At 73.6% G+C, this 21,375-nt stretch carries 23 protein-coding genes and 1 pseudogene; 12 read left to right on the top strand and 12 right to left on the bottom strand.

Annotated elements, in window-relative coordinates; translation table 11 throughout:
• Window position 1 precedes the first annotated feature (1 nt).
• Entirely contained in the window at window positions 2–889 is an 888-nt protein-coding gene (locus tag SM452_RS18775) for an MHYT domain-containing protein (RefSeq protein WP_357208762.1), read from the top strand.
• 8 nt (window positions 890–897) lie between these two features.
• Here SM452_RS18775 and SM452_RS18780 read toward each other — a convergent pair whose 3' ends face one another.
• Complete coding sequence (locus SM452_RS18780) at window positions 898–1,821, bottom strand: 5'-3' exonuclease (protein ID WP_357208764.1); 924 nt, start codon at window positions 1,819–1,821, stop codon at window positions 898–900.
• A 100-nt stretch (window positions 1,822–1,921) separates the two neighbouring features.
• On the opposite strand from SM452_RS18780, the gene SM452_RS18785 reads away from it, so the two are divergent.
• The 3 genes from SM452_RS18785 to SM452_RS18795 all read left to right on the top strand — a co-directional run bounded on the left by SM452_RS18785 (window position 1,922) and on the right by SM452_RS18795 (window position 4,748).
• The gene (locus SM452_RS18785; RefSeq protein ID WP_355512556.1) at window positions 1,922–3,007 is read left to right on the top strand and encodes a DUF4037 domain-containing protein; all 1,086 of its coding nucleotides are present in this window, start codon (window positions 1,922–1,924) and stop codon (window positions 3,005–3,007) included.
• 128 nt (window positions 3,008–3,135) lie between these two features.
• Entirely contained in the window at window positions 3,136–4,503 is a 1,368-nt protein-coding gene (locus SM452_RS18790) for an extracellular catalytic domain type 1 short-chain-length polyhydroxyalkanoate depolymerase (RefSeq protein ID WP_355512554.1), read from the top strand.
• Between the two features lie 122 nt (window positions 4,504–4,625).
• Window positions 4,626–4,748, top strand: a complete 123-nt coding sequence (locus SM452_RS18795; RefSeq protein WP_043324353.1) for a ribosomal protein bL36 — start codon at window positions 4,626–4,628, stop codon at window positions 4,746–4,748.
• Between the two features lie 24 nt (window positions 4,749–4,772).
• Here SM452_RS18795 and SM452_RS18800 read toward each other — a convergent pair whose 3' ends face one another.
• From SM452_RS18800 to SM452_RS18815, 4 genes are all read right to left on the bottom strand, one after another.
• Complete coding sequence (locus SM452_RS18800; protein WP_463840381.1) at window positions 4,773–5,534, bottom strand: glycosyltransferase family 2 protein; 762 nt, start codon at window positions 5,532–5,534, stop codon at window positions 4,773–4,775.
• An 83-nt stretch (window positions 5,535–5,617) separates the two neighbouring features.
• The gene (locus SM452_RS18805) at window positions 5,618–6,256 is read right to left on the bottom strand and encodes a YdcF family protein (RefSeq protein WP_463840382.1); all 639 of its coding nucleotides are present in this window, start codon (window positions 6,254–6,256) and stop codon (window positions 5,618–5,620) included.
• A gap of 21 nt (window positions 6,257–6,277) precedes the next feature.
• Window positions 6,278–6,547, bottom strand: coding sequence for a DUF4873 domain-containing protein (locus SM452_RS18810; protein ID WP_013476935.1), 270 nt, complete (start codon window positions 6,545–6,547; stop codon window positions 6,278–6,280).
• Window positions 6,544–7,260: a TetR family transcriptional regulator gene (locus SM452_RS18815; protein WP_135239979.1), complete on the bottom strand. Its 717-nt coding sequence runs from the start codon at window positions 7,258–7,260 to the stop codon at window positions 6,544–6,546. Before SM452_RS18815 ends, SM452_RS18810 begins: the two co-directional genes overlap by 4 nt.
• Before the next feature lie 48 nt (window positions 7,261–7,308).
• Between SM452_RS18815 and SM452_RS18820 the strand changes: the two genes are divergently transcribed.
• Entirely contained in the window at window positions 7,309–8,199 is an 891-nt protein-coding gene (locus tag SM452_RS18820) for an AurF N-oxygenase family protein (protein WP_463840383.1), read from the top strand.
• A gap of 44 nt (window positions 8,200–8,243) precedes the next feature.
• Here the strand turns inward: SM452_RS18820 and SM452_RS18825 are convergent, their stop codons facing one another.
• From SM452_RS18825 to SM452_RS18845, 5 genes are all read right to left on the bottom strand, one after another.
• Entirely contained in the window at window positions 8,244–9,698 is a 1,455-nt protein-coding gene (locus SM452_RS18825) for a cellulase family glycosylhydrolase (protein ID WP_463840393.1), read from the bottom strand.
• Window positions 9,699–9,836: 138 nt separating this feature from the next.
• On the bottom strand, window positions 9,837–10,127 hold the full coding sequence (locus tag SM452_RS18830) for a BON domain-containing protein (protein WP_013476931.1): 291 nt from the start codon (window positions 10,125–10,127) through the stop codon (window positions 9,837–9,839).
• The gene (locus SM452_RS18835; protein WP_262016269.1) at window positions 10,121–10,687 is read right to left on the bottom strand and encodes an STAS domain-containing protein; all 567 of its coding nucleotides are present in this window, start codon (window positions 10,685–10,687) and stop codon (window positions 10,121–10,123) included. Before SM452_RS18835 ends, SM452_RS18830 begins: the two co-directional genes overlap by 7 nt.
• On the bottom strand, window positions 10,684–11,001 hold the full coding sequence (locus SM452_RS18840) for a GlsB/YeaQ/YmgE family stress response membrane protein (protein ID WP_262016270.1): 318 nt from the start codon (window positions 10,999–11,001) through the stop codon (window positions 10,684–10,686). The genes SM452_RS18835 and SM452_RS18840 overlap by 4 nt, the downstream gene beginning before the upstream one ends.
• Before the next feature lie 9 nt (window positions 11,002–11,010).
• Entirely contained in the window at window positions 11,011–11,376 is a 366-nt protein-coding gene (locus tag SM452_RS18845) for an STAS domain-containing protein (protein ID WP_262016271.1), read from the bottom strand.
• A 149-nt stretch (window positions 11,377–11,525) separates the two neighbouring features.
• Between SM452_RS18845 and SM452_RS18850 the strand changes: the two genes are divergently transcribed.
• The 5 genes and pseudogenes from SM452_RS18850 to SM452_RS18870 all read left to right on the top strand — a co-directional run.
• A complete protein-coding gene (locus tag SM452_RS18850) occupies window positions 11,526–12,200 on the top strand; it encodes a response regulator transcription factor (RefSeq protein ID WP_262016272.1) in 675 nt (224 codons plus the stop codon).
• Window positions 12,197–13,546, top strand: a complete 1,350-nt coding sequence (locus tag SM452_RS18855) for a sensor histidine kinase (RefSeq protein ID WP_262016273.1) — start codon at window positions 12,197–12,199, stop codon at window positions 13,544–13,546. Before SM452_RS18850 ends, SM452_RS18855 begins: the two co-directional genes overlap by 4 nt.
• A complete protein-coding gene (locus SM452_RS18860) occupies window positions 13,543–14,106 on the top strand; it encodes a GerMN domain-containing protein (RefSeq protein WP_262016274.1) in 564 nt (187 codons plus the stop codon). The genes SM452_RS18855 and SM452_RS18860 overlap by 4 nt, the downstream gene beginning before the upstream one ends.
• 141 nt (window positions 14,107–14,247) lie before the next feature.
• Entirely contained in the window at window positions 14,248–15,057 is an 810-nt protein-coding gene (locus SM452_RS18865) for a SigB/SigF/SigG family RNA polymerase sigma factor (protein WP_410054975.1), read from the top strand.
• 69 nt (window positions 15,058–15,126) lie between these two features.
• Window positions 15,127–15,537: pseudogene (locus SM452_RS18870) on the top strand (hypothetical protein); the annotation flags it as partial.
• A gap of 242 nt (window positions 15,538–15,779) precedes the next feature.
• On the opposite strand, the gene SM452_RS18875 reads toward SM452_RS18870, so the two are convergent.
• Window positions 15,780–17,171, bottom strand: a complete 1,392-nt coding sequence (locus SM452_RS18875) for an aminotransferase-like domain-containing protein (RefSeq protein WP_463840384.1) — start codon at window positions 17,169–17,171, stop codon at window positions 15,780–15,782.
• Window positions 17,172–17,211: 40 nt separating this feature from the next.
• On the opposite strand from SM452_RS18875, the gene SM452_RS18880 reads away from it, so the two are divergent.
• Window positions 17,212–18,174, top strand: a complete 963-nt coding sequence (locus SM452_RS18880) for a DMT family transporter (protein ID WP_262016276.1) — start codon at window positions 17,212–17,214, stop codon at window positions 18,172–18,174.
• Here SM452_RS18880 and SM452_RS18885 read toward each other — a convergent pair.
• Window positions 18,112–19,320: a hypothetical protein gene (locus tag SM452_RS18885; protein ID WP_463840385.1), complete on the bottom strand. Its 1,209-nt coding sequence runs from the start codon at window positions 19,318–19,320 to the stop codon at window positions 18,112–18,114. The genes SM452_RS18880 and SM452_RS18885 overlap by 63 nt on opposite strands.
• 332 nt (window positions 19,321–19,652) lie before the next feature.
• Between SM452_RS18885 and SM452_RS18890 the strand changes: the two genes are divergently transcribed.
• On the top strand, window positions 19,653–21,218 hold the full coding sequence (locus SM452_RS18890; RefSeq protein ID WP_357208777.1) for a pectate lyase family protein: 1,566 nt from the start codon (window positions 19,653–19,655) through the stop codon (window positions 21,216–21,218).
• Window positions 21,219–21,375: the final 157 nt, after the last annotated feature.

Raw genomic sequence — 21,375 nt, forward strand, 5'->3', positions numbered from 1 at the left:
CGTGGGCGAGATCAATCACTTCGAGTACGGATGGATCACACCCGCGCTCAGCTACGCGTTGTCGGTGCTCGGCTCGGCGCTCGGCCTGGTCTGCGCCGGGCGGATCCGGACCGCCACCAGCGCCGGTCAGCGCGCCTGGTGGGGCCTGCTGGCCGCGTGGGCGCTGGGCGGCACCGCGATCTGGGCCATGCACTTCATGGCGATGCTCGGGTTCGCCGTCGGTGGCACCCGGATCCGCTACGACGTGCCGCTGACGGCCGCCAGCACGGCGATCGCGGTGGCGTCGGTCGGCATCGGGCTGGCGATCGTGGGCACCGGCCGGCTCGCCGCGCCCCGGCTGCTCGCCGGCGGGTTCTTCACCGGCGCCGGGGTGGCCGCCATGCACTACACCGGCATGGCCGCGATGCGCCTGGACGGCTCGTTCGGCTACGACCCGCTGCGGGTGACGCTGTCGGTGGTCATCGCGATCGTGGCCGCCACCGTCGCGCTCTGGCTGGCGATGACCGTCCGGCGCGGGCTCGCCATCGCCGCGTCGGCGCTGGTCATGGGCATCGCGGTCAACGGCATGCACTTCACCGGCATGAGCGCGCTGTCGGTGCACCTGCACGAGAGCCGCGGCCCGGCCTCCGGCACCGAGGTGAGCGGACTGCTGGTGCCGATCGTGCTGGCAGTGGTCTTCGGCGTGGTCGGGCTCGTCTACGCGCTGCTCGCCGCGCCGTCGGACGACGACCGGGCCGGGGCCGCGTACGTCAGTTCGCGGCTCGACGAGGCGCCGTACGCGGCCGCCGCCGAGCCTGCACCGGACCCGGTCGGCCTGCGCGCCCGCTCGACGCTGGCGCAGCCCGGCGCCCAGTTCCCGACCCGCCGGAGCACCGACCGCCCCTCGTGATCAACTGATCACGATCGGTCGCCGGCCAGCGCGTCGACGAGCCGGCGGCACGAGCCGGCCAGGTTCCAGCGCTGCGCCAGCTCCAGCAGCCGGTCCGGGTCGGCGGGGGACGTCGGCAGTGCCGGGTCCAGCTCGGGCAACGGCACGTCGGTGGCGACCCGGACCACCTTCGGCGCCACGGCCAGGTAGTCGCGGGCGGCGTCGAGCTTGGCCCGCAGCCCGGGCGCGAAACCGGAACGGGGATCGTCGAGCGCGGCCAGGATGCCGTCCAGCCCGCCGTAGCGGTCGATCAGCCGGGCGGCCGTCTTCTCGCCGACACCGGCGACGCCGGGCAGCCCGTCGCTGGGGTCGCCGCGCAGCGCCGCGAAGTCGGCGTACCGGTCGGCGGGCACGCCGTAACGGGTGCGGACCGCCGCGTCGTCGCAGTCGTCCAGCTTGGCCACGCCCCGGCCGACATAGAGCAGACGCACCGGGTGCGCGTCGTCGACGAGCTGGAACAGGTCGCGGTCGCCGGAGACCACCTCGACCGGGCCCGGCTGGGTCACCGCGAGCGTGCCGAGCACGTCGTCGGCCTCGTAGCCGTCGGCGCCCACGGCGGGGATGCCGAGCGCGTCCAGCACCTCCAGGATCATCGGCACCTGCGGGGACAGCGTGTCCGGCACGACCTCGCCGCCCTCGGGTGCGACCCGATGCGCCTTGTACGACGGCAGCAGCTCCACCCGCCACGCCGGCCGCCAGTCGTGGTCGAGCGCGCAGATCATCCGGTCGGGCCGGCGGGTGCGCACGAGCTGGGCGAGCATGTCGAGGAAGCCGCGTACGGCGTTGACGGGCTGGCCGTCGCCGGTCTTCGCGGCCGACTCGGGGATCCCGAAGTAGGCGCGGAAGTAGAGGCTGGGGGAGTCGATCAGGAGGATCGGCTGTCGGTGTGCCACGGCGACAAGCCTTCCACAGCCCTGTGACGCGATGGGGGAGGCGACCACCGGAGGCGGAAACCCGGGCGCGCGACGGGCGTGGCATGAGCAGACTGGCGGAGTGAGCTTCGTACCCGGCCTGACCCTGGCCCGCCGGTTCCACGACGAGGTGGTGGGTCCGCTGCTGGCGCGGCGGCTGCCCGGCCTGCCGTACTCCGCCGGACTGCTCGACGGCGGTTCCGAGCTGCTCGGCCTCGACACGCCCCGCTCCACCGACCACGACTGGGGTCCGCGCACCCAGGTCTTCGTGGGCGGCGCGCACGACGTGGCGCCGGTACGGGCGGCGCTGGACGCGGAGTTGCCGGCGCGGTTCCTCGGCTGGCCGACCCGGTACGCGGGCGGCCCGGCGGTGCGGCTCGGCACGGTCCACGCCGACGGCGACCGGCACGGCGTGACGGTGGACGAGCTGGGCGGATGGCTGCGGGAGCGGCTCGGCGCCGACCCGCGCGCCGGCCTGACGACGGCGGACTGGCTGGCGACGCCGACGCAGCGGCTGGCGGAGCTGACCGGGGGAGCGGTGTTCCACGACGGGCTCGACGGCGCGCTCACCGCCGTCCGCTCCCGGCTCGCCTGGTATCCGGACGACGTGTGGCGGCACGTGCTGGCCGCCGGGTGGCAGCGGGTCGCGCAGGCCGAGCACCTGGCCGGCCGCTGCGCCGAGGTCGGCGACGATCTGGGCAGCCGGGTCGTGGTCGCCGGACTGGCCCGGGATCTGATGCGTCTCGGCCTGCTGCTGCACCGGCGCTGGCCCCCGTACGCGAAATGGCTCGGCACGGTGTTCGCGGCGCTGCCGGGCGCGGCGCCGGTGGTGGACGGGCTCGCCGCAGCACTCGGCCCGGGTGACTGGCCGGCCCGGCAGCCCGGCCTGGTCCGGGCGCTGGAGACGGTCGCCGGCTGGACGAACGACGCGGCGCTGGCGCCGCCGGTGGACCCGGCCGCGCGGCCGTTCCACGACCGGCCGTTCCTGGTGCTGCACGCCGGCCGGTTCGTCGAGACGCTGCGCGTCGCGATCACCGACCCGGAACTGCGCGACCGGCCGCCGGTGGGTGCGGTGGACCAGTACGTGGACAGCGTGGACGTGCTCACCCACGCGGACCGCGCCCGCCGGGTGGCCGCGGTGGTTGTCGGCCCGCCGGGCGGAGCCTAGACTCCGATTCGAGTCGCATCGATCCGCGACTGTCTATCTCGTCTCCGAGGGTCCGGGCCGCCCGTCGCAGGCGCCTCGCCGGCGAGGACGCCGCCCCGTGCGGCGTTCCCACCACCGAGGAGAACAGCATGCTGTCCAGAATGAGCAGACTCCGGCTGCTCGGCGCGGCGCTCGCCGCCGCCGGGCTCGCCGTCGGAGCGGCGCTCGCCGTCCCCGGGCCGGCCTCGGCCGCCGCGCTGACCGAGGTGACGAACTTCGGCGCCAACCCGAGCAACCTGCGCATGTACCTGTACGTCCCGGACACCGTGGCGGCCCGTCCCGGGCTGCTGGTGGTCAACCACTACTGCACCGGCAGTGGCCCGGCCATGTACTCCGGCACCCAGTTCGCATCGCTCGCCGACCGGTACGGCTACATCGTGGTCTACCCGTCGGTGACCCGCAGCAGCAAGTGCTTCGACGTGTCCTCGCCGCAGGCGCTGCGCCGCGACGGCGGCAGCGACCCGGTGGGCATCAAGTCGATGGTGGACTACGTGCGGCAGCGCTACCCGGTCGACTCGCAGCGGATCTTCACCACCGGCACCTCGTCCGGCGCGATGATGACGAACGTGCTGCTCGGCGACTACCCGGACGTGTTCCGGGCCGGCGCCGCGTTCGCCGGCGTGCCGTTCGGCTGCTTCGCCACCACGAACGGCTCGGAGTGGAACAGCGAGTGCGCCAACGGCCAGGTGCTGAAGACCCCGCAGCAGTGGGGTGACCTGGTGCGCAACGCGTACCCGGGCTACACCGGCCCGCGCCCGCGGATGCAGATCTGGCACGGCACCAACGACGAGACGCTGCGCTACCCGAACTTCGGCGAGCAGATCGACCAGTGGACGAACGTGAACGGGCTGAGCCAGACGCCCGCGTACACGGACAGCCCGCAGGCCGGCTACACCCGTACCCGCTACGGCGGCACCGGCGGCACCGCGACCGTCGAGGCGATCAGCATGCAGGGCGTCACGCACAACCTGCCGGTGGACGCGGCCCAGGCGATCCGCTTCTTCGGCCTGGACTCCACCACGCCGCCGCCGACCACCGCGCCGCCCACCACGCCGCCGCCGACGACCCCGCCGCCCACCACGCCCCCGCCCACCACGCCTCCGCCCACGACGGCGCCACCGACCACGCCGCCGCCGTCGGGGGCCTGCCGGGTCGGGTACGTGGTGAACGCCTGGAACAACGGCCTGACCGCCGCGGTGACCGTCACCAACACGTCCACCACGGCGATCAACGGCTGGAACCTCGCGTTCACGCTGCCGAGTGGTCAGACGATCACCGGAGGCTGGAACGCCACGTACAGCCCGTCCAGCGGGGCGGTGACCGCCCGCAACGTGTCCTACAACGCGTCGATCCCGCCGGGCGGCTCGGTGGACATCGGCTTCCAGGCCACCCACACCGGCAACACCGGTAGGCCCGCCTCGTTCACGCTCAACGGCAGCGCCTGCACGACCTCCTGAGCGGGGTCGTGGCGGCATCCCGGCCGCGCCCGTCCCGACCGGGGCGGGCGCGGCCGGGCATGACCGCACCGGCGGCGGGTACCCGTGCCGGACGGACACCGGCGGGAACCGAAGGAGCGGATATGAAGGTCCGAAGCTCCCTGCGCGCGCTCAAGCGCAAGGCCGACTCGATCGTGGTCCGGCGCCGGGGCAAGCTGTTCGTCCTCAACAAGTCCGACCGGCGGCAGAAGGCCCGGCAGGGCTGAGCCCGCCGTCGCCGCGCGACCAGCTCAGGGAGTTCGAGACGCAGGTGTGGGACGCGACGTCGTGACGGCGGCGGCCGGCACGTCGTCCACCTCGGCGCGCCCGGCCAGGCGGGCGAGCGCGGAGGCGGCCAGCGGCCGGTAGATCCGTACCGAGTCGGCGAGCGCGGAGAAGTGCGAACCCGAGTTGTCGCCGTGGTAGCGGGTGGCGATCTCCACCTGCACGACCGGCAGCCCGGCGCGGACCAGCCGCAGCAGCACCGTCATCTCGTACTCGAAGCGGTCACCAGGGATCGTGGTGAGCCAGCCGAGCAGCGCGGCCGGGTAGGCGCGCAGCCCGGTCTGGGTGTCGCGCACGTCCCGGCCGGTCGCCAGCCGGAACGCCACCCGGGTCGCCGCGTTGCCGAACCGGCTGCGCGCCGGGACCTCACCGTCGAACTCGCGGACGCCGAGCGTCGGCGCTCCGGTGACGCGCATCCGGTCCGCCACGGCGCACACGTCGGGCACACCGTGCTGGCCGTCGGCGTCCACACAGACCACGTCGCGTCCCGGGTGGTGCGTCGAGGCGTACCGGAAGCCGGTGCGCAGCACCACGCCCTTGCCCCGGTTGACCCGGCGGCGCAGCACTGTCGCGCCCCGGGCGCGGGCCGCGTCCAGCACCCCGGCGGCGGCCGGGCCGCTGCCGTCGTCGACGACGAGCACGTCCGCCCCGGGCAGGGCGTCCCGCAGGTCGCCGACCAGCGGTGGCAGCCGGTCACCCGGTCGGTACACCGGCACGAGCACGATCACGGAACCTCCCGGGTGGACTCGCCCGCCGGCACGGTCCGCCGGGTCGATCGAGGACGCTCGTACCCCGGGCGCGCGGCGGTGAATCACCGCCGGGGCGTGAGGCGTCCGATCCGCTCGGCCGCGCGGGTCAGCGCGCGCTCGCGGCGCAGCGACGCCTCCGGGGTACGCACACCGAGGAAGCCGATCCGGCTCAACGCCCGGGCGGCCCGCTCCCGCCGGACGGGCACCGGATCGGGCGCGGTCACCGGCACGTCGGCCAGCGCCGGGCCGGACAGGCCGAGCACGCGCGCGGCGAGCAGGCGGACGCGGGGCAGGTGCCACGGGTGGGAGACCAGCCCGAGCGGGCGCCGCGCGGTGAACTCCGCCGCGCCCAGCAGTCCGTCCTGGACGGTGTGCGCCAGGTTCTGCAGCGTGGTGCGGGAGCGGGTCTCGGCCGCCGACCGGGCGTACGCGTCGAGCCCGGCCTCGCGCGCCAGCGCCCGCATCAGCTCCGCCTCCCGGTAGCCGGCGGGCGGGCCGGGCGCGCCGGTCGGGCCGTGCGGCCAGCCGCCGGTGAACACCACCCGGGCGTCCGGCGCGCGGCGGAACGCCTCGGCGTGCGCGCGGACGTAGGCCACCGCGGCCTCGGTGCGCGCGACGCTCTCCGCGGTGAGCCGGTAGCCGTCGTCGCCGGCCACCACCCCACGGCCGAAGACCAGCAGCACGGTGGCGGGAGACGTCATCCCTTCACGGTACGGCGCGGATCACTCGTCGTCCGGCGGCCAGGGTGGCGTGCCGACGCCGGTGATGCGGACGCCGCCCCACGGGTCCACCTCGGCCAGCCGGGCCCGGGTGACCCGTTCGCCGATCCGGACCTCCACGTCGCGGCGGCCGGAGCGCAGCAGCCGGACCAGGCGCGGTTCCGGCTCGACCCGCCCGGCCCAGTGGTAGCGGCCGTCGACCGGCTCGAACCGCCCGCCGCCGTGCAGCCGTACCGTGGTGCCGGCGATCTGGGCCGTGCCCTCCCAGGTCACCTGTCGATCCGTTCGTGCGCGCGGGTCAGCTCCGGTGGCAGGTCCGCGCCCCGGCGGACCCCCTCGATGCCGCTCCACAGCAGCGTGGTCAGGTATTCGGTGAGCGCGGCCCGGTGGATCGGCTGCCCGTGCGTGGTCCACCAGTCGCCGACCGCCTGCACGAACCCGACCAGCCCGTACGCCCACGGCTCGGCCGGGCCGGCGTCGAGGCCGAGCGCGCGCAGCCGGTCGCCGATGACCCGGGCCAGCCCGGTCGCGACCTGCCGGCTGGTGCCTGTCACCACCTGCTGGATGCCGGGGTGCCCGGACTCGTGCACGAGGAACCGGTAGAGCGACGGCTCGTACTCGACCACGCTCAGGTACGCGTCGATGGTCGCCTCGACCAGCGCGCGCTCCTCGCGTACCTGCTCCACGGCGGGGGCGATGGCGGCGACCACGCGCGCCGCGACCACCTCGCTGACCGCCAGCCAGAGCTGCGCCTTGTCGGCGAAGTAGCGGTAGAGCACCGGTTTGCTGACCCCGGCGGTGGCGGCGACCTGGTCCATGTCGACGCTCGGGCCGTGCTGCAGCAGCGCCTGCACGGCGGCCGCGATCAGTTCCTGCCGCCGCTGTTCACGGTGGTCGGCCCAGCGGTCGCGCCGCCCGCCGGAGCGGGGTGCGGCCGGCTCCCGGGGGGCGTCGGGGCCATTGACATCGGTGGTGGTCCGTCGCATGCTACCACTCGTAACAGTTACTCGAAGTTACGTCAATATGGAGGGGTCATGGCCGGATTCCCGCGCGAGGCGGTCGCCGACCGCCTGCTCTCCGCCTCGGTGCGCACCAGCTACGACCCCATGGTGGACATCGACTGGTCGGCGCCGCCGGTGCCCGGCGCGTACTGGCTGCCGCCGGAGCGCAGCAGCCTCTACGGCACCTCCCTGTGGGACGGACTGACCGAGGACCAGCGGGTCGAGCTGACCAAGCACGAGGTCGCGAGCGCCGCCGCCGCCGGAATCTGGTTCGAGACGATCCTCATGCAGATGCTGATCCGGCAGTACTACGACGCCGATCCGACCAGCCGGCACGCCCAGTACGCGCTCACCGAGGTCGCCGACGAGTGCCGGCACTCCGTCATGTTCGGTCGGCTCATCGAGGCCACCGGCGCGCCGGTCTACCGCGCCGAGCCGTTCGACCACCTGCTCGGGCGATGGCTCAAGTCCACAGCGACCGGCCCGCAGATGTACGCGGCCATCCTCATCGCCGAGGAGATCCTCGACTCGTTCCAGCGCGAGATCATGGCCGACGAGTCGTTGCAGCCGCTGATCCGGATGGTGTCGCGCATCCACGTGGTCGAGGAGGCCCGGCACGTCCGCTTCGCCCGCGACGAGCTGACCCGCCAGGTCGAGGCCGCCGGGCCGGTGGCACTCGCGTACGCGCGGCTGGTGATCGGCCGGGCCGCGTACTCGATCACGCGGCGCCTGGTGCACCCGCGGGCGTACGCGGCGGTCGGGATCGAACCGGCGGCCGGGCGGGCCGCGGCGCGTACGAACCCGCACTGGCGGGCCACGCTGCGCTGGTCCGCGCAGCGGATCGCCGACCACCTGACCGACCTGGGCCTGGTCGCCGGGCCGGGCCTGGTGCTGTGGCGCCGGGCCGGGCTGGTGGAGGGCTGACCGGCGGCGACCCGAAGGGGAAAGGACCGCCGCCGGCCGCCCGGTCAGGAGGTGGGGAAGTCGTCGGCGGTACGGATCCGGTCGCGCATGTACGCGCCGGACTCGGTGAGCACCGACGTCCCGCTGAACGAGCCGGACGCGCAGGTGCCCGGCCGGAGCGCCGCCGAGCCCTCGGGGGCGTCGGAGAACGTCCAGTTGGCGTAGCTGATCTTCAGCCGGTCGAGCAGGTCGAGCCAGGCGTTGCTGCTGGCGGTGTCGACGGCGCCGTCACCGGTGTAGGTGACGGTGCCGAACTCGGTGACGAACAGCGGGAGCCGGCTCGCCGCCCGCTGCACCTCGTTGCGGTAGTTGTCCTTGTGCGACGCGGCGTAGAAGTGGAACGTGTACATGATGTTCTGCGCCCGCACCGGGTTGTTCACGACCTCGTCGGAGTTGCTGCCGTCGGACACGCCCAGGGAGGACCAGCCGCGGGTGCCGACGATGACCACCGCGTCCGGGTCGTTGGCCCGGATCACCGGGATGACCTGCTCGGCGTAGTTGCGGATGGTCGACCAGCTCACCCCGTTGGGCTCGTTGGTGATCTCGTAGATCACGTTCTTCTTCGCCGCGTTGCGCGCCGACACGGTGGCGAAGAAGGTCTTGGCCCGGTCCAGGTTGTACATCGGGTCGCCGGGGGTCAGCGTGTGGAAGTCGATCAGCGCGTACATGCCCCGCGCCTCGGCCTTGTCCACGAGCGTGTTCACCTGGGCGGTGAATCCGGCCGGGTTGGTCTCGTAGCCCTGCTCCTGCACGTACATCGAGACGCGCAGCAGGTCGGACCGCCACTCGTTGGCGAGCACGTCCAGCGAGGCGTCGGTGTAGCAGTTGGCGAACCACTGCAACCCGTGCGTGCTCATGCCGCGCAGCTGGATCGGCCGCCCGTACTGGTTGCAGAGGTTGACGCCGCACACCTGGAGCTGGCCGTTGATCGCCACCGGCGTGGTGCCGGTCGGCGGCGGGGTGGTGGTGGGTGGCGGGGTGGTCGGCGGGGGAGTGGTCGGCGGCGGCGTGGTCGCGGGCGGCGGGGTGCTCGTGCCGCCGGTGCAGACCGTGCCGTTGAGCGTGAACGACGTGGGGTTCGGGTTCGACCCGGTCCACGAGCCGTTGAAGCCGACCGTGGTGCTCGCGCCGGTGCCGAGCGTGCCGTTGTAGTCCAGGCTGCGCGCGGTGACCGCCGAGCCGCTCTGCTGCCAGGTGGCCGACCAGCCCTGCACCACGCGCTGGCCGCCGTCGGGGAAGGTGAAGCCCAGCGTCCAGTTGCTCACCGGATCGCCGAGGTTGCGCACCGCCACGTTCGCGGTGAAGCCGCCGGGCCAGGAGTTGGTGGTGTAGGTGACGGCGCAGCCGGTCGCCGCCATCGCGTTCGGTGACGGCAGCACGGCCACCGCCGCCAGGGCGAGCGCGCCGACCGCGCCGCCGGCGAGCAGGTGCCGCCGGGACGGGCGGGGAATCGAGAACATGCGGGAAGGTCCCATCGCTTGATGGTGATCGGACGGTGCCCGTCGTGAACCTGCCCGGAAAGCCCGACGCGGCGGCCTGGGGGAGCGCTCCCAGGGCCGAGCGTAGAGGTGGACGCCGATGCGTGCAACAGCCGCGGCTCAGCGGCCGCCGCGCCGCCCGCCGTAGAGCCGCAGCGCGTTGCAGACGTCGAACACACCCGGCACGTCCCAGGCCAGCTCGGCGGCGACCAGGCGGGTCTCCGGGTCGGCCACCAGGCCGGCGAGGATCACCACCCGGTTCTGCACGGTAACGGTGATCTGCTGCCGGCGGGTGGTCCAGTCGGCGCTGAGCCGCTGCGCGACGAGCGACGCGAGCCGGGTGTCCGCGTCGTCGGGCTCCGGTCCGCCGCCGGTGTACGGAAACTCGGGGTACGGCCAGGGCATCACCACGGGGAGGGCTCCTTCTGTTCGGTCAGGACCGGTCGCCGGGTTGCGGGGCCCGGCGCCGGGGCGCGGCCGTCGACGACGGTGAAGACGCCGTCGAGCCGCATGGTGTGCAGCACGGTGAGCACGAACCGCGACGGCGACAGCAGGCACAGTTGCCGGCCGTCGCGCCGCGCGTCCTGGTGCGCGCGCACCAGCAGGCTGAGCCCGGCGGAGTCGATCACCTCCAGGCCGGACAGGTCGACCAGCTCCATGTCCTCGCGGCGGGAGCGCTCGGCGAGGGCACGGCGGACCGCGGTGGCCGGGTCGACGTCGTGCGCTGCAGGGGTGCCGGCGACCTGTTCCAGGTCGTCCATGCCCAGGCCGTCGTCGGCGATGACCGCCCGGGTGCTGCACCGGGGGCAGTGGTGGGGTCCGGACGCGAACGGGGAGCCGACCCAGTCGTGCTCGAACACGAGCGTCCACACCACCTCGGCGTCGGGCAGCGTGGCGCCGGTGCTGGTGACGCTGTCGCCGCAGCCGTCGCAGATGAGCATCATCAGGTGGTCCGCGGGTACGACAGTCACACCTCCTCCTTCCGCCGGCCGCCGCCCGCACCGGGCGGCGTCTGGCCCTCCGGCTCCGGCCGGCCCGCGGCGACCACCGCCAGCACGACCGCCACGGCGGCGAAGCCGGTCTGCACCATCAGCGGCAGCACCGGCGATCCGTCGGTGCGGTGGTCCACCAGGCCGACCACGATCGCGCCGAGCAGCGCGGACGCCACGCCGAGCGCGAGTGTCAGCCACACCGGGACGGCCTTGCGCCCCGGCAGGACGAGGCGTCCCAGCCCGCCGACGGCCAGACCCACCACGAGCGCTCCGACGAGCGTGCTGCCGGTCACCACTCCTCCTCAGCGAGATGCGGACGCGACCCGGGCCCGGCCGCGCGCGGCCGGACGGGGCGTGTCGACGACGGGTACGGCACCGAGCCCGGAGTTCTCCAGGATGCGCCGGATCCGTGGATGTGGATTGCTCAGCGTGAGCAGGCCGCCCTGCCGCGCCAGCCGGCGGTGCACGTCCAGCAGCAGCGCGACGGCGGCGGGGTCCACATGCCGGCACCCGGCGAGGTCGACGGTCAGCTCGCGGGGCCGTAGCGCGAGGATGCGGTCCAGCACGTGGGCGACCTCGGACAGCCCGGCGGGGTCCAGCTCGTCGGTGATGTCCACGCGCACGTGCGGCACGGCGGACTCCGGCGGGGACGGCAGGCTGGCAGGCATCGGGTCGCTTCCGTGACGGGATCGGGTCAGTCCCCACTCTGCGCAGGGATCTTGGAGGTCACCGGACGGTTGTGTGACGGTTCGATGACAAAAACCACGAACGGCCCACGCGATTGGGCGACCAGTGCCGGGCCGGTCATGATGCCCATATGACGGCCGTACTGGTGATCGAGGACGACGACCGCATCCGGCTCGCGCTGCAGCTCGCCCTGGAGGAGGAGGGCTACGAGGCCGACGGCGCGCCGACCGCCGAGGACGGGCTGCGCCGGCAGCGGGAGAAGCCGGCGGACTACGTGCTCGTCGACCTCATGCTGCCCGGCATGAACGGGTTCGACTGCATCCGTCAGCTGCGCCGCGACGACGACGTACCGGTCGTGGTGATCAGCGCCCGCGACGACACCCACGACATCGTCGCCGCGCTGGAGGCCGGCGCCGACGACTACGTGGTGAAGCCGGTCGCGATCAAGGAGCTGTCCGCCCGGCTGCGGGCGCTGCGCCGGCGCGTCCGCACGGTGGCCGGGCCGGTGCCCGCCCAGTTCTTCGGCGACCTGGAGATCAGCGCCGAAGCCGGCGAGGTGCGGCGCTCGGGCCGGCCGGTGGCGGTCACCCGCACCGAGTTCCGGCTGCTCTGCGAGCTGGCCGAGCACGCCGGCCGGGTCCTGTCGCGCCAGCAGCTGCTCAGCCGGGTCTGGGGCTACGAGACCGGCGACGAGCGGCTCGTCGACGTGCACGTGGGCCGGCTGCGGCAGAAGATCGAAACCGACCCGGCCAACCCGCGCCACCTGGTCACCCTGCGCGGCCTCGGCTACAAGCTCCAGCGATGACCCGGCCCGGCCTGCGCGCCCGGGTCACCGCGGCGTTCGCCGTCGGCGCGTTGCTGCTGTCGGCGCTGATGGCCCTCTTCTCGTACGACCTGACCCGGCGCTCGCTGCTCGACGAGCGGGAGCGCACCGCGGTCCGGGCCGCCTACTACGACGCCGCGGTGGTCCGCTCCGGCCTGGACACCGGCACCCCGGACGTGGTGGCCGTGCTGCGCTCGCTCGACACCGGCAGCGCCCGCCGTCCGCTGCTGCACCTGCCCGACGGCTGGTACGCCCGGACCGCCGACGTGGGGGCCCGCTCGGTGCCGGTGGAGTTGCAGCGGATGGTGGCCGACGGCAAGCCGGCGGTCCAGCGGATCCGGCTCGACGGGCAGCCCGCGCTGCTGGTCGGCGTGCCGCTGCCCGGCGCGCTCGGCTACTACGAGCTGACCTCGCTGCGGGAGGTCGAGGAGACGTTCCAGGTGGTGGGCCTGGCGCTGATCGCCGTGGCGATCATGGTCGCCGGCGCGGGCGCGGCGCTCGGCTGGTACGCCACCCGGCACAGCCTGCGGCCGCTCACCGCGGTCGCCGACGCGGCGGAACGGATCGCCGCGGGCGACTTCGCGACCCGGCTCGACTCGACCACCGATCCCGATCTCACCCGCCTGTCCAGCTCGTTCAACGAGATGGTCGACAAGCTGGTGCACCGCATCGAGCGGGACCGGCGCTTCGCCGCCGACGTGAGCCACGAACTGCGCTCGCCGTTGCAGACCCTGGCTGCCGCCGCGAGCGTGCTCAACCGCCGCCGGGAGCACCAGGACGAACGCACCGCGACGGCGGCGGGCCTGGTCGCCGACGAGGTGACCCGGTTCCAGCGCCTGGTCGACGACCTCATTCAACTGGCCCGCACCGAGCAGCCGGCCCACCGCGAGACGGTCGACGTGGTGGAGCTGGCCCGGACGGCCTGCCGGGAGCGGTCGCTGCCGGAGAGCCTGGTGACAGTCGACGGCGACGCCCCGCGCCTGTGGTGGGTCGACCGGCGCCGGTTCGCCCAGACGCTGCTGAACCTGCTGGAGAACGCCGAGCGGTACGGGGGCGGGCCGGTCGCGGTACGCCTCACCGGGCGCGACGGCGTGGGCGTGCTGGAGGTCGACGACGCCGGTCCGGGCGTGCCACCCGGCGACCGCGAGATCATCTTCGACCGGTTCGTCAGGGGGCGGGCGGCGCACGACCGGGCCGGCACCGACGGCACCGGCCTCGGGCTCGCGCTGGTGGCGCAGCACGCCGCCGCGCACGGCGGTACGGCCGCGGTGCTGGACCGCGAGCCCGGCGCCCGGTTCCGGGTCGAGCTGCCCGGGGCGCTGCGATGAGCCGCCGGCGGCTCCTGCCGGGCCTGCTCGTGGTCGTGCTGCTGGCCGGCTGCGGGGTGCCGGTGGACGACGAGCCCCGCCTGGTGCAGACGCCGCCGGGGGCGTTCCCGACCCCCACGGTGTCCTCGACCGCCGACGGGGACGGGCGGGTGGACGAGCCGTTCTGCTTCGTCCGCGACGACGGGCTGGTCGTGGTCACGCGCCGGGTGGACGGGCTGCCCGGCGTGGACGCGCACCTACAGCACCTGCTGGCCGGGCCGGACGGCGGCGAGCGCCGTCAGGGGCTGGCCACGGCGCTGCCGGGCACTGTGGCGGTGGCCGGTGCGACGCTGGCCGGCACGCTGGCGACAGTCGACGTGCGTCAGGCGGGGGAGGAGACCGGCCGCAACGACGAGGTGCTCGCCTTCGGGCAGATCGTGTGCAGCCTCACTCAACGGCCGGACGTGTACAGCGTCGCGTTCCGCCGGGACGGGCAGCCGCTGGAGGTGCCCCGCGCGGACGGGAGCCTCTCCGCGCTGCCGCTCACCGCCGCCGACTACCGGCCGCTGCTACCCCGATGATGGCCCGCGGCGCCGCTTTGTCCGGATATGAGGCTAAATCTCCATCGTCCGTTCGGTTGATTTGGTGGTGACCTTTGGTCTAGTGTGGCTGGCACGACCGGTGTGGGAGGCCACCCGTTCTCCGAGGACAGGAAGGGCAGCATGACCACGATGACCATGGGAACGACCGCCACCGAGGTGCACCGCGCGCCGCAGACCGGTGAGGAGACCCGCGCCAGCGAGCTGATCGCGGCGCTCGCCGCACTGCCCGCCGACCACCCGCAGCGGGCCGCCCTCCGCAACCAGGTCATCGAGGCGTGGCTGCCGCTGGCGAACCACCTGGCCGCCCGCTACAGCGGCCGCGGCGAGCCGGCCGGCGACCTGGCCCAGACCGCCGCGCTCGGCCTGATCAAGGCGGTCGACCGGTTCGACGCCTCGCGCGGCGTCGACTTCGCCGGCTTCGCCATCCCGACGATCCTCGGCGAGATCAAGCGGCACTTCCGCGACCGCACCTGGAACATCCGGGTGCCGCGTCGCCTCCAGGAGCTGCGGCTGCGCATCTCCGAGGCGAACAGCACGCTGACCCAGACGCTCAACCGGGCCCCGACCGTCGCCGACATCGCCGCCCACCTCGACGTCACCGAGGAAGAGGTGCTGGAGGGCCTGGAGGGCGCCCGCGCGTACAACGCGGTGTCGCTGTCCACCCCGATCGGCGACGGCGACAGCGCCACCGAGCTGGGCGACACGCTCGGCACCGAGGACAACGAGTACGAGCTGGCCGAGCTGCGCGCCTCGCTCGGCCCGGCGCTCGCCACGCTCGACGAGCGCGAGCAGAAGATCCTCACGCTGCGCTTCTACGGCAACCTGACCCAGAGCGAGATCGCCGCCCGCGTCGGTGTCTCCCAGATGCACGTGTCCCGGCTGCTCGCCCGCGCCCTGACCAAGCTGCGCGGCCAGCTCACCGAGGCCTGATCCACCCGCACCGCGACCCCCGCCGACCCGTCCGGCGGGGGTCGCGTCGTGTGTCACCAGCGCGAGGGCGAGGGCGGCTCCGGCGGCAACCACGGCAACATGTTCGAGAACCTGACCGCCACGCTGACCTGGCGGGCGGCGGGGGTGGCGGTGTACGGCGGCTACGACAACGTGTTCCGCAACCTCTACATCGCCGACCAGCTCACGTACTCGGGGATCATGTTCCAGACCAAGTACAACGGCAGCCAGCCGGAGAACCCGATCACCGACACGGTGCTGACGAACGTGTCGATCTCGGGGGCGCGGCGCAGCGGTGACGCGTTCGACGCGAAGTCCGGCTTCGGCATCTGGGTCAACGAGATGCCCGAGGCAGGTCAGGGCCCCGCGGTCGGCGCGGCGACGTTCACCAACCTCCACCTGACCGACAACGCCCAGGACATCAAGAACACCACAACAACCTTCGCCATCACGCGTAACTGACCTCCGCCCCCGCCCCGCCCTTTCCACCCCGCGATCTTGCACTTTCGACCCCCGTGATGCCGGATTACTCCTGGTATGAGGGGCGCCAAACTGCAAGATCGCGGGCGTGGGGCGGGGCGGGGGACGTGGGGGCGGCCGAGCCGAACGCCGATCTTGGAGTTGTGGCACCTTCGATAGTTGGGCGAAGCCGGCAAGATGTGGCACCACAAGTCCAAGATCGACGGAGGTGTGAGTCGCCGCGGTCAGGACGGGAGGGCTGTGGAGAGGCGGCGGATGGCCTCGTCCATCTGGTCGGGCCGGGCGGCGGCGTACGTCAGGCGCAGGTGGGGGGCGGGGGGTTCTGCCGCGTACCAGGGGCGGCCGGGGAAGACGGTCACCCCCGCTGCCGCGGCCGCAGTGGTCACCGCTACGTCGTCGGTGTTGTCGGGCAGGCGTACCCACAGGTGCAGGCCACCGCGGGGGACGGCGCGCGGGGTCAGCGACGGCAGGTGCCGGTCCAGCGCGGCGAGCAGCGCCTCCCGGCGGGCGCGCAGCTGTACGCGCAGGCTGCGGCGGTGCCGGTCCCAGGCCGGCGCGCTGAGGAATTCGACTGTGGCCTGTTGCAGCGGCCCGGCCACGAAGAGGTCGTCGAGCAGGCGGGTGGCGCGCAGGCGCGCCCCGGCCGGCCCTCGCGCGCCGATCGCGGCGATCCGCAGGCCGGGTGCTGTGGACTTGGTCAGCGAGCGCAGGTAGACGACGTGTCCGTCCGGGTCGTCGGCGGCCAGTGGCGGCGGGGCCTCGCCGTCGATGGCGAGGTCGCGGGCGTAGTCGTCCTCGACCAGGAACGCCCCGGCCTCGCGCACCGCCTCCGCCACCTCGCCACGCCGGGCGGCGGACAGGGTCGCGCCGTGCGGGTTGGCGTACAAGGGCTGGCAGTAGAACAGGCGGGCGCCGGTACGGGCGAACGCGGCGGCGAGCTGGTCGGGGCGTACCCCGTCGGTGTCGGCAGGGACGGGCACCACCCGCAGCCCGGCGGCGCGCGCGGCGGCGAGCGCGCCCAGGTAGGTGGGGGACTCGACCAGGACCGTGTCGCCGGGGACGGTGAGCGCCCGCAGCGTGGAGGAGAGCGCGGCCTGCCCGCCCGGGCAGATCACCATGTCCTCGGCGCGCAGGCCGCCACCCGCCTCGCGGGCGAACCAGGCGCGCAGGTCGGCGCGTCCCTCGACCGGGCCGCGCTGCCACGCGGCGGGCTGCCGGGACGCCCGGGCGAGCGCCGCACCGAGCGCGGCGGCCGGCTGGAGGTCCGGGTCCAGGTAGCCGCCGGTCAGCGGGATCGCGCCCGACGGCGGTAGCGCCAGCAGCGCCTGCATCTCCTCCTCGCCGCCCCGCCGCGAGCCGAGCGCGACTGTCTGCCACGACAGGTCCGCCCGCGGTGGGTCGGCTCGGCGGGCCGCCACGTACGCGCCGCGGCCCGGACGTGTCTCGACCAAGCCGTCCGCGACGAGCCGCCGGGTCGCCTCGGCGACCGTGACGGGGGAGACGTGATGGTGCGCGGTCAGCTCCCGTACCGACGGCAGCCGTGTGCCGGGCGCGGCGTCCGCCGCCAGCGCACCCAGATGCCGGACCACACGGTCGATAGCGCTACCATCGTTCATGACGGAACAGAGTAGCGCTACTGCCCCGACGACGGTAACGGTGAGACCGGGCGCCGGGATCGCCCTCGGCGCGCTGGGCGTACTGGCCTTCAGCATGTCGCTGCCGGCCACCCGCGTCGCGGTGCACACACTCGACCCCTGGTTCGTCGCGTTCGGACGGGCGGTCGGCGCGGCGCTGCTCGCGTGGGCCTACCTGCGGCTGACCGGTGCGCCGCGCCCCACCCGGGACCAGTGGCGACGGCTGTCGATCGTCGCGCTCGGCGTCGTGGTCGGCTTCCCGCTGTTCACCTCGCTCGCGCTCACCACACAGACATCAGCGCACGGCGCCGTGGTCGTCACCGTGCTGCCCGCCATGACCGCCGTGTTCGCGGTGCTCCGCGCCGGTGAACGGCCGCCGCCGCTGTTCTGGCTCGCCGGTGCCGCCGGCCTGGCGCTGGTGCTCGCGTTCCTCGCCGCGAGCGGCTCGATGCGCGGCGCGCTGTCGGCCGCCGACCTGTTCCTGCTCGCCGCCGTGGTGCTCTGCGGACTCGGGTACGCCGAGGGCGGCCGGCTGGCCCGCGAACTCGGCGGTGCCCGGACGATCTGCTGGGCGTTGCTGCTGTCGCTCCCGGTCACCGTGCCGGTCACGGCGGTGGCCGCACTCGTCCACCCGCCGCGGGGCGGCGTCGTCGCCTGGACCGGGTTCGGCTACCTCACAGTGGTGTCGATGTTCCTGGGCTTCTTCGCCTGGTACGCCGGGCTGGCCCGGGGCGGCATCGCCAAGGTGGGGCAGATCCAGCTCGTCCAGCCGGTGCTCACGCTGATCTGGTCGGCGGTGCTGCTCGGGGAGGCGGTCACGCCCGGCGCGCTGGTGGTGGCGGGCGCGGTGCTGGCCTGCGTCGTGCTCATCCAGCGCACCCGGGGCGGCGCGGTGCCGGCGCACGCCCCGGGCGGGTCGTCCTCAGCAGGGCGCGATCGTGCCCGTCACGCTGGAGACGTACGCGTGGCTGACGAAGTGTCCTGACGCGAGGCGGTTCCACTGGCTGGTGGTCCGGTACGGGCCGCTGACCGACTGGCCGGTGACCGAGCACTCGATCGGCACGTTGGCGTACGTGGCGGCCAGGCCGACGACGGGGTTGCTCGTGCTCGGACCGGAGCGGATGTTGAGCGGGCCGCTGCCGATCCGGCCCCGGGTGCCGGTGCCGGTCCAGAGGTAGGCGACGTCGACCCAGGCGTTGTCGGTGAGCAGCAGACCGTCCCAGAACGTGCCGTCGGCGAGGTCGATGCCGGCCGGGCTGCCAACCACGCGCCCGAACTGGTCCCGGCCGCCGTTGTAGCCGCTCTGGTACGCGGCCTGCGCCTCGGGCCGGCCCTGCGGCAGGTCCTTCCACGACTCCCGGACACCGCTCGGGTTCCAGTAGTCGTCCCTGGTGTTCCACGGTCCGATGTCCCAGACCGGCGCGTACTCGCAGCGGCTTCGGGTGGTGGTGCAGACCCGGACGGTGTAGTCGCCGGTGTTCTTCGGCGCGAGCCCGCGGGCCGACGGCAGCGCGACGAAGTGGTCCCGCGAGACGATCACGTGCCCGTTGGCGGTGGTGCCGCCGACCAGGCCCTCGCGGGTGGCGTACACCCGGTAGGTGAGGCCCGGGGTGGCGGCCGTGACGGCGGCGACCGAGTCGGCGACGAGCCGGACCCCGCGCACGGTGGGCGCGGTGGACGGCCGCTCGGCGGTGAGGGCCACCCGGATCTGCACCCGGGTGACCGGCTGGTCGAAGACGGCCGCGCCGGAGACGGACCGCCACTCGGTCCACGCGCCCGATCGCCAGCCGCGTGCCGCCACCTCGACGGCGCCGGTGCCGGTGGTCGCGTCGACGTCGGCCCGGACCCGGTTGGCCGGCGCGGCGAGCGGGTGGGGCGCGGTGACGAGCATGCCCCCGGCCGTCTGCCGGCGCTGGGCGGCCGGGCGGCTCGCCGTGCCGGCGAGGCGCAGCCCGGCGTCCGTCCAGCGGACGTCGACGTCGTCGGCGTCGACGACGGTGAGGTCGGCGGTCCACGCGTTGCCGGTGGCGGCGGGTTCCGCCGGGGGTGCGGCGGCCGCCGGGGAGACGGCCAGGACGGCGGCGAGCGCGCCGGTGACCGCGGCCAGCGGGGTCCTGCGGGGATGGGTCATGGCGCTCCTCGTGGGGGCGGGAGGTAGACGAACATCAATCTCCGGGGTGAGGTGCAGGCAACCACCGATCGCACGTCCCGTCAAGGAGGCGTCCGCGGCCTCCGGCCGCCCGGAGTAGTGCAAAAAACCTGCAAACGCCAGCTCTTGCCTTCTTGGAAAGCGCTTTCATACGATTGCGTTACATCGATGTTTCATGTGCGGGCCGGGCATCGCAGATGAACCACATTCGCTGGCGGCGCGCCTGATCGCGTCGCGGCTCCGCATTATTCCCATTCGGTGACTGCCGCTGCTCGGCGGCAATTCCCGCATGCTCGAAAAAGGAATGAGGCGACATGAGAAGAACAGTCGCGCTGCGACTCCACGCGGCACTGGCCACGGCGGTCGTCGGTATCGCCGTCGCCGTGGTGCTGCCGTCCCCGCAGGCGTCGGCGGCGGCCGGCAGCGCCACCGGCTACGCCACCCAGAACGGCGGCACCACCGGCGGCGCGGGCGGGCAGACCGTACGCGCCACCACCGGCACCGCCATCCACGCCGCGCTCTGCGGCCGGGCCAGCAGCAGCACCCCGATCACCATCGAGGTGACCGGGACCATCAACCACGGCAACACCAGCAAGGTCTCCGGATCGAGCTGCAACACCGCGGACGGCGTGATCGAGCTGAAGCAGATCAGCAACGTCACCATCATCGGCGTGGGCAGCGGCGCCGTCTTCGACCAGCTCGGCATCCACATCCGCGACTCGCGCAACATCATCATCCGGAACGTGACGGTGCGCAACGTCAAGAAGTCGGGCTCACCCACCTCCAACGGCGGCGACGCGATCGGCATGGAGAGCAGCGTCCGCAACGTGTGGGTCGACCACGTCACGCTGGAGGCGTCCGGCGGGGAGTCGGAGGGCTACGACGGCCTGTTCGACATGAAGGACGACACCCAGTACGTGACGCTGTCGTACAGCATCCTGCGCAACTCCGGCCGGGGTGGCCTGATCGGATCGAGTGAGAGCGACCGCGGCAACGGCTACATCACGTTCGAGCACAACCTGTACGAGAACATCGACTCCCGTACGCCGCTGCTGCGCGGCGGCATCGCCCACATGTTCAACAACCACTACAACGGGCTGCACGAGTCGGGCATCAACTCCCGGGCCGGGGCGCGGGCCAAGGTGGACAGCAACTACTTCCGCAACTCCAAGGACGTGCTCGGCACGTTCTACACCAGCGAGCGCGGCACCTGGCAGGTCAGCGGCAACACCTTCGACAACGTGACCTGGTCCTCGCCGGGCAGCGACAACTACCCGGCGGGGCCGAACGTGACCTCGACGACCACCGTGAGCGTCCCGTACTCGTACCGGCTCGACGCGGCGAGCTGTGTGCCGGACATCGTGCGGCAGACTGCGGGCGCCAATACCGGCCTGCGGGTGTCCGACGGCAACTGCACGCCGCAGTCGCCGGCGCCGACCACGCCGGGGCCGACCACGCCCGCCCCCACCACGCCGCCGCCGGGGACGACCACCCCGCCGCCGTCCGGTGGGACCAACCTGAGCCTCGTCTCCGGCGCCGGCGCGGACGGGTCCAGCAAGGCCGACGGCACCAGCTACGGCAACGTGCGCGACGGCAACCTGAGCACCTACTGGTCGCCGTCCGGGTCGACCGGCACCGTCTCGATCAAGTGGGGCTCGGCCACTACCGTGTCCCGCGTGGTCATCCGCGAGCCGTCCGGCACCTCGGGCTCGATCGGGTCCTGGCAGCTCGTCAACAACGACACCGGCGCGGTGCTCGCCTCCGGCAGCGGGGCCGGCCAGATCACCTTCGGCGCGACCTCGCTGAAGAAGATCAACTTCAAGATCAACAGCTCCGGCGGTACGCCGAGGGTCGGCGAGTTCGAGACGTACGCCAGCTAGCAGTCACACACGAGCGGGGGCGGCCGATCCGGCCGCCCCCGCCCCTGTGCGTGTCCCCGGATGCTCCTATAGAAGTCAAGGGGTGTTGAGGGTGGTGAAGTCAGCGAGGAGGGCGGTGTGGACCTCGCGGACGATGTAGCGCTTGAGGCAGCGCATG

It is taken from the genome of Micromonospora sp. SYSU B005 (genome assembly GCF_055362685.1).